At 45.3% G+C, this 20,204-nt stretch carries 19 protein-coding genes; 14 read left to right on the forward strand and 5 right to left on the reverse strand.

The genetic code is table 11. The features are described from left to right. Positions 1–22: 22 nt before the first annotated feature. Entirely contained in the window at positions 23–1,756 is a 1,734-nt protein-coding gene (argS, locus tag AB4384_RS15215) for an arginine--tRNA ligase (protein ID WP_017063415.1), read from the reverse strand. 347 nt (positions 1,757–2,103) lie between these two features. Between argS and AB4384_RS15220 the strand changes: the two genes are divergently transcribed. Next, positions 2,104–2,700: a VOC family protein gene (locus AB4384_RS15220; RefSeq protein WP_372129764.1), complete on the forward strand. Its 597-nt coding sequence runs from the start codon at positions 2,104–2,106 to the stop codon at positions 2,698–2,700. A 306-nt stretch (positions 2,701–3,006) separates the two neighbouring features. Here AB4384_RS15220 and purU read toward each other — a convergent pair whose 3' ends face one another. After that, the gene (gene purU / locus AB4384_RS15225) at positions 3,007–3,840 is read right to left on the reverse strand and encodes a formyltetrahydrofolate deformylase (RefSeq protein ID WP_029235131.1); all 834 of its coding nucleotides are present in this window, start codon (positions 3,838–3,840) and stop codon (positions 3,007–3,009) included. 301 nt (positions 3,841–4,141) lie between these two features. Between purU and AB4384_RS15230 the strand changes: the two genes are divergently transcribed. The 8 genes from AB4384_RS15230 (at position 4,142) to rnd (ending at position 12,255) form a co-directional block, all read left to right on the forward strand. After that, a complete protein-coding gene (locus AB4384_RS15230; RefSeq protein WP_102320167.1) occupies positions 4,142–4,342 on the forward strand; it encodes a hypothetical protein in 201 nt (66 codons plus the stop codon). A 160-nt stretch (positions 4,343–4,502) separates the two neighbouring features. Continuing rightward, on the forward strand, positions 4,503–6,431 hold the full coding sequence (locus AB4384_RS15235) for an ATP-dependent DNA helicase (RefSeq protein WP_102320168.1): 1,929 nt from the start codon (positions 4,503–4,505) through the stop codon (positions 6,429–6,431). Positions 6,432–6,490: 59 nt separating this feature from the next. Then, entirely contained in the window at positions 6,491–7,192 is a 702-nt protein-coding gene (tsaB, locus tag AB4384_RS15240; RefSeq protein ID WP_102320169.1) for a tRNA (adenosine(37)-N6)-threonylcarbamoyltransferase complex dimerization subunit type 1 TsaB, read from the forward strand. 91 nt (positions 7,193–7,283) lie between these two features. Then, positions 7,284–7,589, forward strand: a complete 306-nt coding sequence (locus AB4384_RS15245; protein WP_004734193.1) for a hypothetical protein — start codon at positions 7,284–7,286, stop codon at positions 7,587–7,589. A 39-nt stretch (positions 7,590–7,628) separates the two neighbouring features. Further along, positions 7,629–8,189, forward strand: a complete 561-nt coding sequence (locus AB4384_RS15250; protein WP_017079484.1) for a Slp family lipoprotein — start codon at positions 7,629–7,631, stop codon at positions 8,187–8,189. 47 nt (positions 8,190–8,236) lie between these two features. Then, positions 8,237–9,193, forward strand: a complete 957-nt coding sequence (locus AB4384_RS15255) for an alpha/beta fold hydrolase (RefSeq protein WP_102320170.1) — start codon at positions 8,237–8,239, stop codon at positions 9,191–9,193. A 106-nt stretch (positions 9,194–9,299) separates the two neighbouring features. Beyond that, the gene (gene fadD, locus AB4384_RS15260; protein WP_372129765.1) at positions 9,300–10,994 is read left to right on the forward strand and encodes a long-chain-fatty-acid--CoA ligase FadD; all 1,695 of its coding nucleotides are present in this window, start codon (positions 9,300–9,302) and stop codon (positions 10,992–10,994) included. A 142-nt stretch (positions 10,995–11,136) separates the two neighbouring features. Further along, complete coding sequence (gene rnd, locus AB4384_RS15265; protein ID WP_017067370.1) at positions 11,137–12,255, forward strand: ribonuclease D; 1,119 nt, start codon at positions 11,137–11,139, stop codon at positions 12,253–12,255. A 129-nt stretch (positions 12,256–12,384) separates the two neighbouring features. On the opposite strand, the gene minE is transcribed toward rnd, so the two are convergent. Genes minE through minC form a run of 3 tightly spaced genes read right to left on the reverse strand, consistent with a single transcriptional unit; the run spans position 12,385 to position 14,151 of the window. Continuing rightward, positions 12,385–12,648 carry a cell division topological specificity factor MinE gene (gene minE / locus AB4384_RS15270; RefSeq protein ID WP_010436847.1) on the reverse strand — a complete coding sequence of 88 codons (264 nt, stop codon included), beginning with the start codon at positions 12,646–12,648 and terminating at the stop codon, positions 12,385–12,387. Between the two features lie 6 nt (positions 12,649–12,654). After that, on the reverse strand, positions 12,655–13,467 hold the full coding sequence (minD, locus tag AB4384_RS15275; RefSeq protein ID WP_009848498.1) for a septum site-determining protein MinD: 813 nt from the start codon (positions 13,465–13,467) through the stop codon (positions 12,655–12,657). Between the two features lie 21 nt (positions 13,468–13,488). Continuing rightward, positions 13,489–14,151: a septum site-determining protein MinC gene (gene minC / locus AB4384_RS15280; protein WP_017063419.1), complete on the reverse strand. Its 663-nt coding sequence runs from the start codon at positions 14,149–14,151 to the stop codon at positions 13,489–13,491. Positions 14,152–14,370: 219 nt separating this feature from the next. Between minC and AB4384_RS15285 the strand changes: the two genes are divergently transcribed. The 5 genes from AB4384_RS15285 to AB4384_RS15305 all read left to right on the forward strand — a co-directional run bounded on the left by AB4384_RS15285 (position 14,371) and on the right by AB4384_RS15305 (position 20,166). Next, positions 14,371–14,661, forward strand: a complete 291-nt coding sequence (locus AB4384_RS15285; RefSeq protein WP_017062372.1) for a YcgL domain-containing protein — start codon at positions 14,371–14,373, stop codon at positions 14,659–14,661. A 30-nt stretch (positions 14,662–14,691) separates the two neighbouring features. Further along, positions 14,692–15,690 (forward strand): lytic transglycosylase domain-containing protein, encoded by a 999-nt coding sequence (locus tag AB4384_RS15290; RefSeq protein ID WP_102320172.1) that lies wholly within the window; start codon positions 14,692–14,694, stop codon positions 15,688–15,690. A 171-nt stretch (positions 15,691–15,861) separates the two neighbouring features. Beyond that, complete coding sequence (locus tag AB4384_RS15295; protein ID WP_017063421.1) at positions 15,862–16,782, forward strand: LysR family transcriptional regulator; 921 nt, start codon at positions 15,862–15,864, stop codon at positions 16,780–16,782. Between the two features lie 205 nt (positions 16,783–16,987). Next, the gene (locus tag AB4384_RS15300; RefSeq protein WP_019826134.1) at positions 16,988–18,187 is read left to right on the forward strand and encodes a NupC/NupG family nucleoside CNT transporter; all 1,200 of its coding nucleotides are present in this window, start codon (positions 16,988–16,990) and stop codon (positions 18,185–18,187) included. A 164-nt stretch (positions 18,188–18,351) separates the two neighbouring features. Further along, positions 18,352–20,166: a sodium:proton antiporter gene (locus AB4384_RS15305; protein WP_102320173.1), complete on the forward strand. Its 1,815-nt coding sequence runs from the start codon at positions 18,352–18,354 to the stop codon at positions 20,164–20,166. Positions 20,167–20,204: the final 38 nt, after the last annotated feature.

The following is a 20,204-nucleotide window of genomic DNA, read 5'->3' on the forward strand; positions in this document are numbered from 1 at the left end:
CGAATCTCGAATCTCGAATCGCTTACATGCGCTCTAGAGTGTCGATACCTAGAAGCGATAGACCTTGCTTGATCGTCTTCGCTGTTAGTGCAGCAAGCTTCAGACGGCTCTGCTTAACAGCTTCGTCTTCAGCAACTAGGATAGGGCACGCTTCGTAGAAGCTAGAGAATTGACCAGCTAGTTCGAACAGGTAGCTACACATGATGTGTGGTTGACCTTCACGAGCAACAGACTGTACTGCTTCTTCAAACTGTAGAAGTTTCGCGATAAGCGCTTTCTCTTTCTCTTCAGTGATTTTGATTTCACCTTCAAGCGAGTCCATAGAAATGCCAGCTTTAGCAAATACAGAAGCAACACGAGTGTATGCGTACTGCATGTATGGTGCTGTGTTGCCTTCGAATGCAAGCATGTTGTCCCAATCGAACACGTAGTCAGTAGTGCGGTGCTTAGAAAGGTCTGCGTACTTAACCGCTGCCATAGCAACAGTGTTCGCGATCGCTTTCTTCTCGTCTTCTGCTAGTTCTGGGTTCTTAGATTCGATTAGCTGCGCTGCACGAACTTCGGCTTCATCAAGAAGATCAGCAAGACGAACAGTACCGCCTGCACGAGTCTTGAATGGTTTACCGTCTTTACCTAGCATCATGCCGAATGCGTGGTGCTCAAGAGAAACAGATTCTGGGATGTAACCTGCTTTACGAACGATAGTCCAAGCTTGCATTAGGTGTTGGTGCTGACGTGAGTCGATGAAGTAAAGTACGCGGTCTGCGCCTAGTTCTTCAAAACGGTATTTTGCACAAGCGATATCAGTGGTTGTGTAAAGGAAGCCGCCGTCACGTTTCTGGATGATAACGCCCATTGGGTCGCCATCTTTGTTTTTGTATTCGTCTAGGAATACAACCTGTGCGCCGTCATCTTCTTTTGCAAGACCTTGCTCTTTTAGGTCAGCAACGATAGTTGGAAGCATGTGGTTGTACATGCTTTCGCCCATTACGTCATCACGCGTTAGAGACACGTTTAGGCGATCGTAGTTGCGTTGGTTTTGAATCATTGTTACGTCAACAAGCTTCTTCCACATCTCTGCGCAGAACTCGTCGCCGCTTTGTAGTTTAACAACGTAGCCACGTGCTTTAACTGCGAACTCTTCGTCTTCATCGTAAAGCTTTTTAGATTCACGGTAGAAGCCTTCAAGGTCAGCAAGTTCCATTGAAACTTCGCCAGACTCAGCCTGAACGCGCTCAAGGTTTGCGATAAGCATACCAAATTGAGTACCCCAGTCACCGATGTGGTTAGCACGGATAACGTTGTGGCCTAGGAACTCAAGAGTACGAACGACCGCATCACCGATGATGGTTGAACGTAGGTGACCAACGTGCATCTCTTTCGCAACGTTTGGTGCAGAGTAATCCGCAACAATTGTTTGTGTTTCTGCTACTGCAACACCAAGGCGAGAATCAGCCAATGCTGCGTCTGCTTGTTGTGCTAGGAAAGCTTCATCTAGGAAGATGTTAAGGAAACCTGGGCCTGCGATTTCTACTTTAGAAGCGATACCGTCTAGGTTTAGAACGTCCAATACTTTTTGAGCAAACTCTCGAGGATTAGTGCCTAGTCGCTTAGCAACGCCCATAACGCCGTTTGCTTGGTAGTCACCAAATTGTGGTTTTGCAGATTGGCGAACAGCCGCAGGAGAGCCTGCAGGTGCGCCTGCGGCTTCTAGAGCCTGAGATACTTTGTCATTAATAAGTGCTTGGATATTCACACGCGTTTCCTTCAATTCAAGGATGATAAGAGTGGCCGTTATTTCGAGGTCATTAAATTGGTTAATTATGCATCTAGTTAACGATTTAATGCCGAAATGAACAACAGACACTGTTTAAGTTCACAAAAATGGCGTTAATCATACCAATTTTGTGGGGTTTCTTATAGGTCGAATTGATAGAAAATTAACATTTCCTGAGTGGTTTTTGACAATCGACTTTTAGCAAGACGCGTTTGCATGTTTAAGGAGCGAAAAGAACATAGTTATTGAGTGTTTTTTGTAAAAGCAACGCTTGTTGCAAAAGGCAAAACTGATAACATGCAGCCATTATTTGGAGAACACAGACAATGATGATGAGCCTGAAGCAAGCTGAACTAGAACCACAACAAATGATCGCCCGCCTTGATACTTTTATGGCAAAAATCGAGAGCCTAGGAAATACATTAGGTTTGGATTTAAGCTTTGCTCAAGCGGATCATATTGCGCTGCGAATCAATGACACTGAGCTAGCGAAATCTGCCCATCAAGCGTGGTCTGAGTACGGCTCTATGATTTCTGAGGCGATGATTAATGGTCGTCCAATTGTGGTGTTGGCTTTCGATGAACCCTTGCAAAGCCTTGGCTGGAAAATTGAATGTTTGGAGCTGCCATATCCAGCAGAAGGTAAGATTTACCCAAGCCAAGATTGGGAACATGTAGAGTTTGTGATTCCTTCTCATGCCCAAACAGCTGATGAGTATCTAGCGGATCTTAAAGAAACTTACCCGCAGTTCGCTGCTAACTTTGAAACGCTGGCTGAGCAAGGCGTTAAGATCAAACTCTCTAGCCCGAAAGGCGAGGGTGAACGTCTGAATAACCCAACGGTTGCATTCAAGCATCAAGGAATTTGCATCAAGCTGCATCCACACTCTTTGAAGAAGATTGTGGAATCAGAACAGGTTTAAGAGTTGCTGACAATAGATTCCTGATCTCGCCTAGGCTCATCGGAATGACGGGGGGTGCTCGATGGTGTTTGCTAGAGTCTATATTTGGATACTGACAGACTGAGCGTTCGAGGGCGTATGTTAGAGCCTATAGCTTGAAGATTCATCATCGACTTCGTCACTCCCGATAGCGACGAAGGAGCGTAATTGGGAATCTCGTAAAGCGAGTCTGATCATCAGATACTAAAAACGCGCGATTGGCTGTCCCTATTGCGCGTTTTTTTATTGGGTTTTAACTGGAAGTCTTACCGGAAATCGTTATCCGACTTACAGAATCACAGTCTTATTGCCGTAAACAAACACGTGATCATTGATCACCTTGTTTAACGCCTTACTTAATACATTCTTCTCTACGTCACGACCGGCTTGCGCCATGTCTTTCGCGCTGAAGTTGTGATCCACAGGGATAACATCTTGCTTGATGATTGGACCTTCATCCAAATCATTCGTCACAAAGTGTGCAGTTGCGCCAATGATCTTCACGCCGCGCTCATACGCTTGTTGGTATGGCTTCGCGCCAATAAATGCTGGCAAGAAGCTGTGGTGTATATTGATGATCTTGTGGTGGTATTTTTCAACAAAACCTGGTGTCAGCACTCGCATGTACTTAGCCAAAACAAGGTAATCCGCCTCGTACTGGTCAATCACTTCTAGCATCTTCTTCTCATGTTCTTCACGGTTTAGCCCTTCGTGAGAAACATGGTGGTAAGGGATGTCAAAACGCTCGGTTAGGCTTTGTAGAATGTCGTAGTTACCGACAACGGCCGCAATTTCAACGTCTAAGCTGCCATCGAAGTTCTTCATTAGAATGTCGCCAAGGCAGTGTGCTTCCTTGGTCACGAGTATCACAACACGCTTGCGAGACGAATCAACAAGCTTACGTTTCGTATTTGGTGGCAGGGCTTGGTCTAAATCGGCAAGCAAGGTTTCATCATTGAAATAGCCTTCCAGCTCGGTGCGCATAAAGAAGTGGCCACTTGTGTTATCTACGAACTCATTGTTGTGAATAATATTGAGTTGGTGCTTATAACAAATATTGGTGATCTTAGAGATGAGGCCCGGGGCATCAGTACAATGTGTTAGTAAAGTTTTTCTTTCCATTTGCATCTTACTTCCATGAAATGTTGCACTTATTATATGAAATAGGGATTCTTCAAATTTAATGCAGGCCGTCGAACGGTGAACTGAGCCGCAATATCACCGTTATAATTAATCTATTATCAAGTTGGTTTCAACAAATTCTGCTGCTGATTTATCGCTTTGATAAATTGTTTGATATAGAAATATCAGTTTTTAGATAGAAAAACAGGCAGAAGCTTCATTTTTAAAAGTTTTGACCGTAGTACGCATTTGAACTTCAACCGAGGCATTTACGCCTTGGCCAAAAATAGAGGTGATACTTATGGATAAAGAGTTACTAGCCAAAAAACTGTACTGCAAGCGAGTGAATTCATTGGCGAGAGGTGCCGAATTAGATGGTCATGTTCTAGATGAAATGTGGGAAAGTAAGACCTCACCAACCGATGCAGCGAAAGCCATACAGCCTGGTGATAACCATTTTGAAGGTGCTCCTTGGCTATCACGTTATCTCAGTCGAAAATAAAAACGATTCTCTAATTCCTACTTCTTCAATTCTTACCTTCAAGGTAACTTAAGCCACGTCAAGCCAAGCCAAACACCTCCGGTGCGAAGTCATTCTTGATTCGCGCCGGCTCACTAAACCTGCCATAATTCTCCTTCTCTTTTTCTAAACTTCGTACTCTATGATATCTAAAACGTTTTCTGCTGATGGCGCTCTGGGCAAAGCTATCCCTGGGTTTCAACCAAGACAAGCTCAGTTAGACATGGCTGAAGCGGTTTCACAAGCTATTGAAAATCAAAGCCAGTTGGTTGTTGAGGCTGGAACAGGTACTGGTAAGACGTTTGCTTACCTAGTGCCTGCGCTGCTTAGTGGCAAGAAAACCATCATTAGTACGGGGTCTAAAAACCTTCAAGAGCAGCTGTTTCACCGAGATTTACCCTTGATGGTCGATGCGCTTGGCTTTTATGGTCAAGTTGCGTTGCTCAAAGGACGTTCAAACTATTTGTGTTTGGACAGACTCAGCCGCCAAATGATCGAGAGTCATGGTGCTCATACCGATCCAACGCTGCTGGCTCAGTTAGTCAAAGTTCGTAGTTGGTCGTCATCCACTCAAACGGGTGATTTAGGCGATTGTGATGATATCGCTGAAGACAGCCCGGTTATTCCAACCATTACCTCGACCAATGATAATTGCTTGGGTAAAGAGTGCCCAAGCTATACCGATTGCTTTGTGCTTAAAGCGCGTAAAAAAGCGATGGATTCCGATGTGGTGGTCGTAAATCACCACCTTTTCCTAGCTGATTTGGCGATCAAAGAAACCGGATTTGGCGAATTGATACCTGAAGCTGACGTGTTTATTTTCGATGAAGCACATCAACTTCCTGACATCGCCAGCCAGTACTTCGGACAATCGGTTTCCAGTCGACAGATCCAAGAGTTAGCCAAAGACATTGAAATTGCTTACCGAACTGAAGCCAAAGACATGCGTCAGCTACAGAAAGTAGGGGATAGGCTCGTTCAATCGTCAGCCGATCTGCGTATTGTGCTTGGTGATACCGGCTTTCGTGGTAACTGGCGCGAAGCTTTGAAATCCGAGTCGATTGCACGCGAGTTAGTTCGTTTGCAAGATGCTCTGCAACTTGCTGTTGATGTATTGAAGTTAGCACTTGGGCGAAGCCAGCTGTTAGATACCGCTTTCGAACGCGCAAATATGATTAAGTCGCGTATCGAACGTGTGTGCGATGTGTCGATCACTGGCTATTCGTATTGGTATGACACTACACCGCGCCACTTTGCTCTGCACATCACGCCTCTTTCGGTTGCCGATAAATTCCACGAACAAATCGAGCTTAAACCGGGTGCTTGGGTGTTTACTTCAGCAACGCTAGCGGTGTCGGATGATTTCGACCATTTCACCTCTCGACTCGGGTTAAAACCGTCAGCACAGTTTTCACTGCCAAGCCCGTTTGACTATCCAAATCAGGCGCGTTTGTGTGTGCCTCGCTATCTTCCCGAACCAAATAGCCCAGGCTTAGCGGATAAGCTAGTAAGAATGTTGGCTCCTGTGATTGAGCAAAACCAAGGTCGCTGTTTCTTTTTGTGCACCTCACACAGCATGATGAAAGAGTTGGGGGAGCGATTCCGTGAAACGCTCTCGGTTCCAGTTCTGCTACAAGGTGAGACAAGTAAGCAAAAAACCTTAGCCGAATTCATGGAATTAGGTAACGCATTGCTGGTGGCCACTGGCGCCTTCTGGGAAGGTATAGATGTTAGGGGCGACGCATTAAGCTGTGTTATCATCGATAAATTGCCCTTTACCGCCCCAGACGACCCGTTACTTAAGGCTCGAATCGAGGACTGTAAGCTAAAAGGGGGTGATCCTTTTGCACAAGTACAGTTACCAGACGCAGTGATTACCTTGAAACAAGGTGTTGGCCGATTAATACGTGATAAACGTGATAATGGCGCTTTAATTATTTGCGATAACCGCTTGGTGACCCGCGATTACGGTGGTGTGTTTTTGGCGAGTTTACCGCCTATCCCACGTACCCGTGACTTAGGGATCATTAAAGAATTCTTAGCTAAAGACCATTCAACCGCTGCTGAGTAATTGGCATTGTTGAGCTTAGCCATTATTTTTAGATTAGATAACGAATATTTGAGACACGAATGAGCGCGAAAATTCTTGCAGTAGATACCGCAACTGAAAACTGTTCAGTTGCACTAGTAATGGGTGACCAGGTGTTCGCACGTAGCGAAGAGGCTCCTCGAGACCATACGAAAAAAATTCTACCTATGGTTGATGAAGTACTGAAAGAAGCGAATGTCGCTTTAACCGATATCGACGCAATCGCGTTTGGCCAAGGTCCAGGCAGTTTCACGGGTGTGCGTATTGGTATCGGTATTGCTCAAGGCTTGGCTTTTGGTGCGGATTTACCGATGATCGGTGTGTCTACACTGGCAGCGATGGCGCAAGGCAGCTACCGTAAATTTGGTGAAACTCACGTAGCTACAGCGATTGATGCTCGCATGAGTGAAGTATATTGGGCTCGTTACAGCCGTGAAGACGATGGTCGTTGGACTGCGGTTGATGCGGAATGTGTCACGCCTCCAAGCGAATTAGCTGCGCAGCTTGAAGTGGATTCTGAGACATGGGCAAAAGTCGGCACCGGTTGGGAAGCGTATGCAGAGCACATGGACACACTAGCGATTAACACCAAAGCGTGTGAAGTCCTGTTTCCAGAAGCTCAAGACATGGCGCTCCTTGCTCAATTTGCTTATGCAGAAGGTAAAGCGGTTGCAGCAGAAGAGTCTGAGCCTGTTTATCTTCGCGATAAAGTGACGTGGAAAAAACTGCCAGGTCGCGAGTAAATACGTATTATTTTGGCTTTGCATTCACTTTGCAGAGCCAAAATAAAAACAGATACACAATCATTAACATCAGGTAATAAACTCTTTAAGCATGGTTTCACTTAACGGCTTACCTCCTTCTTCGATAGGCAATACATCCAAAACCAATCGAACCAACAAAAAGAACGAGGTAAAAAAAGGCGATGCAAAAACCTCAGTTGGTCAGCCAACTAAGGTCGCGAATGCTGTCTCGCATTCGATTCGCCAAGTCAAAGAATCTGAGATCCACAAAGCTCAGGTTCAATATGATCTTCCAGAAGGGCGCGGACGACGTGCGATGGAGGAATATATGGACGTGATGAATCAAGCTAAAAAAGAGGAACTTGCGAAGCTTATTGGGGTCGATATTTATATCTAGCTTTGTGCTTTCATTTATCCTTTTCTAAGGACCAGCATTATGTTTTCTCTCATTTCTAAATCTCGCTTATTTTTCCTTGTCGCCTTCTCTTCGATGGTGATGGGTTGCTCATCTCTACCAGAAGAACTTAATGCAAACTCTGAACAGGTGGTAACTGACTACCAAGAGTGGGTAAACACAGTGCCAGACGCTGGTGATGTTCGTTTAGGTGGTGTGATTGCTAAAGTCACTAACTTACAAGATAAGACTCGTGTTGAAGTGGTTAACTTGCCTATCTCAAGCAACGGTAAGCCAGATATTGATGCCGAGCCAAAAGGGCGTTTTGTTGGTTACATTGATGGTTACGTAGAACCTTTGAGCTTTGCTGAAGGCCGTTTAGTCACCTTGGTTGGAACATCAAGTGGTACTGAAGATGGCACCGTTGGTGATTACCCTTATACCTTCCCAGTAATGAATGTCTACAACCAACGTTTATGGCAGATCACCGAGCGAGTGGTCATCAACGACTTTGCGCCAACCTATTACTCTTGCCGCAGTTTGCATTGTCGCAGCTTTCAAACCATGCCTAAGTCAGGCCGTGTGATTCAAGATGTGGAATAGTCGAACCTGAAATCGACACACTAAACGATAGGGACACCATACAATCAATGATTGAAAAGTCATATTCCCTTGCGAGCGGGACGCTTGCAACACAACAGATTGGCAACTCAAAAACGACCGCAACGACGGTCGTTTTTATTCATGGTTGGCTAGATAATTCTGCAAGTTTCACTCAGGTTATGCCGCAAATAGCCAAGCTTTCTCCAGATACTCACCTCGTTGCTATCGATCTCTTCGGACACGGTTTCTCGTCGCATAAACCGGGGAGTTATTACCCATTTCACGACTATATTGATGATTTGCATCAGTTGGTGACCAAATTATCGCCAAACAGACTGGTACTGGTAGGACATTCACTTGGTGCATTGATCGCAAGTTGCTATAGTGCCGCCTTTCCTGAAAAGGTGTCAGGATTAATTCAAATTGAAGGTCATGGACCTCTTTCAGAAGCTCCCTACGAAACAGTCTCTCGTTTGAGAGATGGGGTACTCAGTCGTCTTCGACAGCGAAGAAAGCCTTCACGTCCTCTGGCAAGTCTTGAGGATGCTATTAAGCTGAGAGCTCACGCCAATCAAATCAAAGCAGAACTCATTGCTCCTATTGTTGAACGAGGAATCGTTGAGCTAAGTAATGTTGATCGGACTGTTGTTGCTAAAGCTGCTTTTGATCAAGCGACTGTAGATCAAGTTGCTCTTAGTCAAGCGACTGTAGATCAAGGTATTGCCGAGTTCGATAACTCTTGGCAATGGAGATGCGACCCTAACCTAAAATGTGACTCGTTATATCGAATGTCACAAGCGCATGCTGAAGCGATCATGGCGGCTATTGAATGCCCTCAATTAATAGTTTTAGGAAATGATGGATTCCGACATTTGCAGCATAATCGCTACAAATCAGCCCATAGTTCTCTGAATATAGAGACTGTTCCTGGCGGACATCATTGCCATTTAGAGAGCCCAGAGCTAGTTTCAGAGCTAATTCTTGGTGTAGTTAACAAAATTTAAACAAGTGTTTGAGCCTTTTAGTGCTCATGCACTAAAGCTGTGCTGTAATACCGCAATGATAAAAAGCGGCGAAGCAGTCGTCAGCTGATAAACGAGGAGTAACATAGTGGACAAACCTTGGCTTTCACGTTATCCAAGTGACGTACCAGAGACGATCAACCCAGATCAGTACCCATCTCTTATTGAAATGTTCGAACAGTCGGTACAGAAGTACGCAGACCAACCAGCATTCGAGAACATGGGGTCTATCATGACATTCCGTAAGCTTGAAGAGCGCAGTCGTGCTTTTGCTGCTTACCTGCAGAATGATCTAAAACTGAAGAAAGGCGATCGTGTCGCGCTGATGATGCCAAACCTGCTGCAATACCCAATTGCACTCTTTGGTGTACTGCGTGCAGGTATGATTGCAGTGAACGTCAACCCACTGTACACGCCTCGTGAACTTGAACATCAATTGAATGACTCTGGCGCAAAGGCGATTGTTATCGTTTCTAACTTTGCGAGCACGCTAGAGAAAGTCGTTGATAAAACTCCGGTTAAACACGTTGTGCTAACCAGCTTGGGGCAAATGCTGCCACGAGCGAAAGGTACGATTGTCGACTTCGTAGTGAAATACGTAAAAGGCATGGTGCCTAAGTACGATCTGCCGGGTGCTATCTCATTTCGAAAAGCACTGCACAAAGGCCGTCGCCTACAGTACGTGAAGCCATTTATGGCGGGCGATGACATCGCATTCCTACAGTACACCGGTGGTACAACGGGCGTAGCGAAGGGCGCAATCCTAACGCACCGCAATATGATTGCGAACGTACTGCAAGCGAAAGGGGCATATAGCCCTGTTCTGCAAGAAGGCCGTGAATTGGTGGTAACGGCATTGCCGCTTTACCATGTATTTGCTCTTACCGTGAACTGCTTATTGTTTGTTGAGATGGGTGGCCGTAACCTTCTGATTACTAACCCTCGTGACATTCCTGGCTTTATTAAAGAGCTGCAAAAGGTTCCGTTTACCGCGATTACTGGCGTAAACACCTTGTTCAATGCGCTCGTGAATAACGAAGATTTCCACGAGTTGGATTTCAGTAATATGCGTTTATCTGTTGGCGGTGGTATGGCGGTTCAACGCGCTGTTGCTGAGCAATGGAAGAAAGTGACAGGTGTCCACCTACTTGAAGGCTATGGTTTAACCGAGTGTGCTCCTTTGGTCACGGGTAACCCATATGATCTGAAAGACTACACAGGTGCAATCGGCCTACCAGTACCTTCAACAGAAGTTCGTATTGTTGATGATGAAGGTAAAGTGGTTGGCAATGACCAAGTGGGTGAATTGCAGGTTCGTGGTCCTCAAGTGATGCAAGGCTACTGGCAACGTCCAGAAGCGACCAAAGAAGTGATCGACCAAGATGGTTGGTTATCGACGGGTGATATCGTTAAATTTGATGACGAAGGCTTGTTGTACATCGTAGACCGTAAGAAAGACATGATTCTAGTGTCGGGCTTCAACGTTTACCCGAACGAGATCGAAGACGTAGTGGCTCTGCATGGCAAAGTGTTAGAAGTTGCGGCTATCGGCCAACCTCATGAGGTGTCTGGTGAGCTGGTTAAGATTTACGTTGTGAAACGTGACCCTAGCCTAACCAAAGAAGACATTATCGCGCACTGCCGTGAACACCTAACTGGCTACAAGATCCCTAAATTGATTGAGTTCCGTGAAGAACTACCAAAAACCAATGTAGGTAAGATCTTGCGCCGAGTGCTTCGTGAAGAAAACGACGCAGAGCTTGCCAAACGCGCAAGCGAGTAATGCACGGGTTTGCGAGAAATTAGCCCCCGAAACCATTCAGGCGCTTAATCTAAGCGAGCGCTGAAAAATGGTGTTAGAATGCCGACAGTTAATGTCGGCATTTTTGTATCCGGCGATCAAAGTAAAATCAGTGAGAGTTTTTGTGGATTATCAAATCATTACCCAATTGAAAGACCTTGAGCGAGTTTGCCAACAAGCACGTGAAGCCGATGTCGTTATGCTTGATACGGAGTTCGTTCGTACTAGAACCTATTACCCTCAATTAGGCTTGATTCAGTTATTTGATGGTGAAATGCTGTCACTGATTGACCCTATTGCTCTTGATGACATGACACCGTTCGTTACCTTGTTGAAAGACGCATCAGTATTGAAAGTGCTGCACGCGTGCGGTGAAGATTTGGAAGTGTTCCAGAACGCATTTGGCTGTACACCAACACCAATGGTTGATACACAGATCATGGCGGCTTTCTTAGGTCATGGTTTATCAACGGGCTTTGCTGCTCTGGTTTCAGAGTTTGTCGGTGTCGATCTCGATAAGAGTGAATCTCGCACAGACTGGCTAGCGCGTCCGCTTTCTCAAAAACAATTGGACTACGCAGCAGCAGACGTGCATTACCTAATGCCAATGTACAACAAGCTTCTAGAAAAAGTGATGGAAGCTGGCTGGTGGGAAGCGGCTCAGCAAGAGTCTGATTTACAAGTTGCCAAGCGCATTCGTAAAGTAAACCCAGATACAGCCTACCTTGATATTAAAGGGGCGTGGCAGCTTAAACCTAAGCAATTAGCGATCTTACGACCTCTAGCAACTTGGCGTCTAAAAGAAGCAATCAAGCGCGATTTAGCGCTGAACTTTGTCTTCAAAGAACAAGACCTATGGGCTGTGGCGCGTTTTGCGATGAAAGATCCCAAGCACATGGAGCAAGAGGGTTTTGATTACCGCTCTGTGCGTCGCCATGGTGCGAAGATCAGCTCAATCGTAAAGTTAGCGGAACATACACCAGAAGAAGAGTACCCAGCACCAGTAGAACGTCTAATGGACTTCCCTGGCTACAAGCAACTGTTCAAAGTGCTGAAAGATGAAGTGAAAACAGCATCACAACACAGTGGTTTGGCGACGGAATTCTTGGCATCGAAGAAGCAACTTAACCAAATGTTAAGCTGGGTGTGGAAGCACGATCGTAACCCAGAAAAGCTGCCTGATGTTATGCAAGGCTGGCGTTTAGATGTGGTTGGCGAAAAGCTGAGTAAAGCGATCAAATAACCGCTTGCTGCTTTAAAGCCTAACTTAGTTACAGTTATAAACTGCACATACAAAAAAGAGAGCCTAGGCTCTCTTTTTTATTCAATCAATACAAGCAAGTGTATTACCTGCCAATCTTGTTCAGAAAGATTATCGATCTTCTTCTGGAAGCTTAACATTCAACTCTAACACTGAGATGTCGTCATCTTTGTGTTCAAAAGTCAGATCAACCATTGATGGATCGACCTCAACGTACTTGGCAATACACTTCAAGATGTCTTCTTTTAGTTGCGGCAGGTAAGACGGCGCTGGGTCGTCATGGCTGCGTCGTTCGGCAACAATGATCTGCAAACGTTCTTTGGCTAGGTTTGCGGTTGTCTTTTTCTGTGGTCTAAAAAACTCTAATAATGACATTGTGCATTAGCCCCCGAACAGTCGTTTGAAGATGCCTTTCTTCTGTTCCGTTAAGAAGCGGAAGTCAACTTGGCTACCCAGTAGTCGCTCTACAGTATCATTGTAAGCCATACCTGCGTCGGTTGCTTCGTCAAAGATAACTGGAACACCCTTGTTCGATGCGTTCAGTACCGCTTGGCTCTCTGGAATTACACCCAGTAGAGAGATGTGCAGGATTTCTTCAACGTCTTCAACACTGAGCATCTCACCTTGAGTTACACGTGCTGGGTTGTAGCGAGTCAATAGAAGGTGTGTTTTCACTGGCTCTAAGCCGTCTTCAGAACGACGAGATTTAGAGTCAAGAATACCTAGAATACGGTCTGAATCGCGTACTGAAGAGACTTCTGGGTTGGTGGTTACAATCGCTTCATCAGCGAAGTACAACGCCATAAGAGCGCCTTGTTCGATACCCGCAGGAGAATCACAGATGATGAAATCAAAGCCCATTTCATCCAGTTCATCAAATACACGACGAACACCATCTTTTGTTAGTGCGTCTTTATCACGAGTTTGAGAAGCAGGAAGAATGAACAGGTTCTCTGTGCGCTTGTCTTTGATCATCGCTTGGTTCAGCGTCGCTTCACCATTGATAACATTAACGAAGTCGTACACAACACGACGCTCACAACCCATGATTAAATCTAGGTTACGCAGACCGATATCAAAGTCGATAACTGCGGTTTTCTTTCCTTTTAAAGCCAGACCCGAGGCAATAGCTGCACTGGAGGTCGTTTTGCCTACCCCGCCTTTACCTGACGTTACAACGATAATGCGTGCCATTCTGTTTTCCTTTTATTTCTCTTATATTGCGAGGACATCAACGTGTAATACATCGTTTGCCATACTGAACATGGTTTTCTTCTGCCAGTACTCGCTTTCAATTTGATCGCTGAGCCAGTAATTTCCAGCAATGGAAACCAGCTCGGCTTGTAAGTCATTACAAATTATTTTTGCTTCAGTTTGACCACTTGCACCTGCAATCGCACGGCCGCGTAAAGTGCCATGAATATGGATGCTGCCATCGGCAATCACTTCCGCGCCTGCACTCACATGGCTGAGTATCAATAGATCGCCATCTTTCGCATAAACCTGCTGACCAGAACGAATAGGGGTTCTAATCACTTTGATTGGTGCCATTTTCGCTGGAGCTTGAGATGGCGACTTGCTTGCCGTCATCACTGCAAAACCGGCTTCTTTAGCGAGGTTTTGCATTCGCTTATCAGAACAGCCTGCCACACCAACCGGGATCATGCCCGCTTGAGATATACCATTTTTAAGTTGCACAAAATCGATATCGCCCGCGACTTTACTGATGTTGATAACAACAGGTGCGGCAGCGAAAAACGTAGGTGCTTGGTCTACTTTCTCTTGAAGAAAAGAGACTGCATTTTCGACTTGATCATCGGATAAGTGCAAAACAGATAGCGTAAAGCTGCTACCTTTTAGATCTGGGTTACTAGACATCGAAAAACTACAGGACCTCAATAGCGGATTAGTACAATTTCTTTATCAATAAAATAAAGGGCATTGCCTGAAACTAGGTTTATCATGTTATATTCCCAAACCAAGCACAGCAAGTAATCTTGTTGTCAAATGGACGTTTTGTTCCCAATATTTCCCTAACATAAACTATTGATCTCGCAAGTGAGAGTTTTGTAGTCATAATCAATTAAAAGGTTTGTCATGCTGTGTTCTATATATAAAAGCTCAAAGAAAGAAGGAACATACCTTTATATCCCTAAGAAGGATGATTTTTCACAAGTTCCTGACGCATTGATGCAAATGTTTGGTAAACCTAGTTTTGTAATGGTAATTAAAATGGATGGCCGTAAACTGGCTCAAGTAAACATCGAAAAAGTGAAAGAATCACTGAATACCGATGGTTTCTTTTTACAGGTTCCGCCACCACCAGTTAACGAACTTGAGCTTCATAAAGAGCGTAAAGCTCAACAGAAATCTCAAGACGAAGAGTGATAGCCACCTCAATTCAAGGAGGAGTGATCGTTGAGTAAATTTTCGAAAACCATATTGGCTGTGTCGGCATTACTATTGGGTAATAGCCTGACCATAAGTTCAGTACAAGCTGAAGAACTGAGCTTCGAGCAATATGTAGAAAAACTAAAACAACAAGGCCGTGAAGAAGGCATCTCTGAAGCGATCATTGATGAAGCCTTTGATGGTGTAACGTTTAAGCCAAGAGCGGTAAAAGCCGACAAAAACCAACCTGAGAAAAAACTGACTCTGGATGAATACATTCCACGAGCGGTTCCAGATTGGAAAGTGAAGCAAGCAAGGTCACTCTATAAGGAACACTACACCGCGTTAAAGCGTATTGGTGATGAATATGGTGTTCAACCAAGGTTCATTGTCGCGCTATGGGGCGTTGAGAGTAATTTTGGTAAGTTCACCGGTAATTACAGCGTTATCGACGCCCTAACGACCATGGCTTATGAAGGACGCCGAGAAGCTTTCTTCCGTAGCGAAGCGATGGCGGCATTGAAGATTCTTGATCAAGGCCATATTGCACCAAAAGAGATGAAAGGCTCTTGGGCTGGTGCGATGGGTCAACCGCAGTTTATGCCAAGCTCATTCTTAGCGTATGCCGCTGATGGCAGTGGTGATGGCAAGAAAGATATTTGGGGCACTGAAGAAGACGTATTTGCTTCAGCGGCCAATTATCTCAGCCAATCAGGATGGGATGACAAATATACTTGGGGTCGTCAGGTTCATGTTCCGTCAACCGTGTCGATCGATTTACAAGGTCGAGACGCAGACAAAGCGAAATACTTAAAAGAGTGGTCTGAACTCGGTATTAAACGCTATGACGATCGCCCACTGCCAACGCTTGATGAAGACATTAAAGCTTGGTTGATAATGCCAGATGACGAAGCCGGTCGTTCGTACCTCATTTACAACAACTACAATGTGTTAATGAAGTGGAACCGTTCTTACTACTTTGCTTTGGCTGTAAGCCATCTAGCCGACAGAATTAAGTTTGATTAATCGACCTAATTTGATTTGTAGACTTAGTTTGATTAACAGACCTAAGTCGCTTTGAATAGCATTTGGCCTACCATAGGCAGAACGAACTAAAGGACTCTTCGGAGTCCTTTTTGATTTTATATTTCAGAGATTTAATAAGGTGATCTTGTGCTAACAGATAGAGCTGCACAGATGGTGATATTCCATGCGCTGATCAAGCACGAAGGCTTTACCAGTGCTGCAAAAAGCTTGAACGTTTCGGTGTCTCATATCAGTAAGCAAGTCGCTTTGCTTGAAGACTCAATCGGCATCAAGTTGGTACAACGAACCACACGAAGCCTCACGCTCACTGAAGCGGGAGACGTGTTCTATCAACATTGTGAGCAGCTGTTTAACACGGTGAAAGCAGCTCAGATGGATATGGATAGCCAGCGCGATGATATCTCTGGAATACTACGCGTCGGTTTGTCGCAGTCATTTGGCACACTCCATATCATTCCGGCGATTGATCAACTCAGACAGCTTTATCCTCAGTTGAGAATCGAGGTCCACTTGTTCGACTATAAGGTGGACATGATTGAAGAGCGCTTGGACCTATGGATCACCAACAACGAAGATCTGCCAGAAGGTTATATTGCTCAGCGATTGGCTGACAGCCAGTTTGTGGTGGCTGCATCACCGGACTATTTGATTAAGGCCGGGACGCCACATGTGCCTTCTGATCTGATTGACCATAACTGTCTTATCTATCGCAGCCGTGAACGAGATTACACCTCGTGGGCATTTGATAATGGCCAAGAGAACCTTAGCGTTAAAGTAGCGGGTGATTACTCGGTGGATCTAGCTGAGGCCGTGCGAGACGCAGCCGTATCAGGGTGGGGTGTGGCTTACTTAGCAACTTACTTAGTAAAAGAAGAGTTTAGAACGGGCAAATTAATCCAAGTTTTGCCGGAATGGAGAGCCAGTCAGCTGATGCCATTCTATGCCGTTTACCCGAGCCGAAAGAATATGCCGAAGAAGCTTTCGGCAGTGATTGAGTTCATTAAAGATCATATCGGGTCGCCGACGTATTGGGACAAAAACCTCAAAACTTGCGTTGAACTGCATCGCTAACTGTTTCCTAATCTATAAATATAATTTCCATATGGAAAAAGTACGCTTTTTAATCAAAGTTAATTATTAAAATTCAATAACTTAATTATACTCATAGTTAAATCGTGATTACCCCAACATCACATTAACAACCTCAGCTTGCCGCAAACGATTTCCTCTATAGAATGCGTCGCCTTTCCTATCTACAACTTTTAGGTTGACGCACATGGCTTCGCTACTTGGAATTATCACTATTTTAGTTGCCGCTTGGTTACTATCTACGGACAGAAAAAATATTCCACTAAGAACAGTCTCTTTGGCTTTCTTATTACAAATCTCATTCGCGCTGTTGGTTCTGTATGTACCAATGGGTAAAGAAGCGTTGAATGCAGCCACAGGTGCGGTATCTAGCTTGATCAACTACGGTCAAGAGGGGATTAACTTCCTATTTGGTGGCCTAACTAATAACGGATTTGTTTTCGCGATTAATGTTCTTGGCATCATTATCTTTTTCTCTGCACTGATTTCAGGCTTGTACCACATCGGCTTTATGCCAAAGGTGATCAACCTTATTGGTGGTGCGCTACAGAAGTTCTTGGGCACAGGTCGTGCGGAATCATTGTCTGCGACTGCCAATATCTTTGTCGGCATGATTGAAGCGCCATTGGTGGTTAAGCCTTACTTAAAACACATGACAGATTCACAACTGTTTGCTGTGATGGTGTGTGGTTTGGCGTCTGTAGCTGGTGGTACGCTAGTGGGTTATGCATCGCTTGGCGTTGACCTAAACTTCCTGATCGCTGCGGCATTCATGTCTGCACCAGCCGGCCTATTGATGGCTAAAATCTTAGTACCTGGCAGCCCAGATGACGCTCAAGAAAATATTGAGTCTGACGTTGAAATTCCACGAGCAACAAACGTAGTTGAGGCGATGGCAGATGGGGCTATGTCTGGACTTCGTATTGCCGTTGCGGTGGGTGCAACACTTCTTGCCTTTATCAGTGTGATTGCAATGCTGAATGGCTTGCTAGGTATCGTTGGCGGCTGGTTTGGCGTAAACCTAAGCTTCGAACTTATCCTAGGTTATGTGTTTGCACCCGTTGCATGGCTGATCGGTGTACCGTGGTCTGAGGCTGTGGTTGCGGGCTCATTGATCGGTAACAAGATTGTCGTGAACGAGTTCGTGGCTTTCATCCAACTAATGGATGCTAAAGAGGCACTAAGTGAGCACTCGCAAGCGATCGTAACTTTCGCTCTATGTGGCTTTGCTAACATCTCTACCATGGCGATTCTTATCGGTGGTTTGGGCAGCTTAGTTCCAGAGCGTCGTTCTTTCATCTCACAATATGGCTTCAAAGCAATTTGTGCAGGTGTGTTTGCTAACCTAATGAGTGCTGCTATTGCTGGTGTTGTACTTTCTCTATAGTTAACTGATCATGACTTTACTCCCCCTATAGTAAAGTGACTGATTAATCACAATAATATTCGGTTAGCGTGAAAAAGAGAGCCTATAGTGTAAGAACGTAGGCTTTCTTATTTCATTGAATAGTTTGTACCACAGGGTGTGGTGCAAACCTTTTAGGGGCACAAATGGATTTGTCGATTACTTCTTCTTTGGCGTTAATTGGACTCTTGTCTTTAGCTTGTCAGCAGCTCGGCTGGCGTTTACGTCTTCCCGCCATTCTCCCTCTCCTTATCGTTGGCCTATTGTTAGGTCCCGGCCTGAATATTCTAAATCCCGATGCCATTTTCGGTGATGTGCTGTTTCCTATGATCTCCTTAGGGGTTGCCATCATCTTGTTTGAAGGAGCATTGACCCTAAATTTCAAAGAAATCAGAGGCCATGGCCGGATGGTGACTCACCTCGTGAGTTTCGGCATGTTGATTACATGGGCGTGTATCGTGGTGGGGGCATACTACTTTGTGGACTTCAGTTGGCCGTTAGCCGCACTGTTTGGTGCATTAGTTGTGGTAACTGGCCCTACGGTAATCGTGCCCATGCTTCGCAGTATTCAGCCTAAATCTTCGTTAGGCAGTATCTTGCGATGGGAAGGGATAGTAATTGATCCGATTGGCGCTCTGTTTGCGGTTCTCGTCTACGAGTACATTGTTTCTTCTGCCGACCCTACCGGACACGTTCTGTCAGCTCTGGGCCTGACGTTAGTCATAGGTTTAGGCTTAGGGATCATCGGTGGCCATTTGATTGCCAAGATGCTGCAAGGGCATTGGGTACCGCACTATTTACGTAATGTGGCTGTGCTGACGCTAATGTTGGCGGCGTTCTCGTTTTCTAATGATCTGAGTGAAGAATCGGGTTTATTAACCGTGACCATCATGGGGATCTGGCTTGCCAACGTGAAGGGCTTGGATATCGAAGACATCATCGAATTCAAAGAAACCCTGACCGTGTTACTTATTTCTGCGTTGTTTATTCTGTTAGCGAGCAGGCTCGACTCCGGAACCTTCCTCTCGATAGGTTGGGGTGGGGTTGGCTTGTTAGCGGTAGTGATGCTGGTGGCGCGTCCTTTGAGTGTGTGGATCAGCGGGATCGGCACGGATCTTACCTCTGCGGATAAATGGTTTTTGAGCTGGATGGCACCGCGCGGGATCGTTGCAGCCGCGGTTTCTTCTCTGTTTGCAATCAAACTTCAAGAGAAGCAATTAATTGAAGGCGCAGATTTACTGGTGCCAATGGTGTTCTTGGTCATCATCGGTACGGTTGTGATTCAGAGCCTTACCGCGAGTTGGTGGGCGAGAAGGCTAGGTGTGACTCAAGAGAAGGCACAAGGCGTTATCTTCTTTGGTGCGACTCAGTTTTCACGCCAGTTTGCCAAAGTGTTGGCGACACACAACATCAACAGTGTGCTTGCCGATACCAACTGGGAAAGCATTCGCTTAGCGCGCATGGAAAACTTGAATGTTTATTTTGGTAACCCAGCTTCGAGCCACGCTGAAAATAATCTGGAATTGGATGGAATAGGGCGTGCGATGATCGTGTCGCCTTATCGTCAAACCAACCCGTTAGTTAGCATGCACTATCAAGACGAGTTTGGTGAGAATAAGGTGTTTGAGCTTGAATCCTCAGAGAATAAACATGAAAGGCACCAAGTGAGCCGCGATGGCAATAGAAGTCTGTTTTCGGAAGGGATCACCTATTCTAAGCTTAACTCGTTGATGGCTCAGGGTAGCCAAATTAAAAGTACAGGTTTGACCGAGGCATTTGATTTAAAAGAGTTTAACGCTTTGTATCCTAAAGCCATTCCTCTTGGGGTGATTAATGGCGGTGATTTCCGTTTAATTACACAAGGATCTGAGTTGGAAAAACTCATATCAACGGAGTGTGAGCTTATTAGTTTATTACCGCCTTCTGAACAGACGGAAAAAGTCGAGACTCCAGATAAGTAGCAACGAGCACTTCATCAAAAGCGAGTCACCCCGTTGTA

It is taken from the genome of Vibrio sp. 10N.261.51.A4 (assembly GCF_041471945.1).
In the GTDB taxonomy this organism is placed as follows: domain Bacteria; phylum Pseudomonadota; class Gammaproteobacteria; order Enterobacterales; family Vibrionaceae; genus Vibrio; species Vibrio crassostreae_C.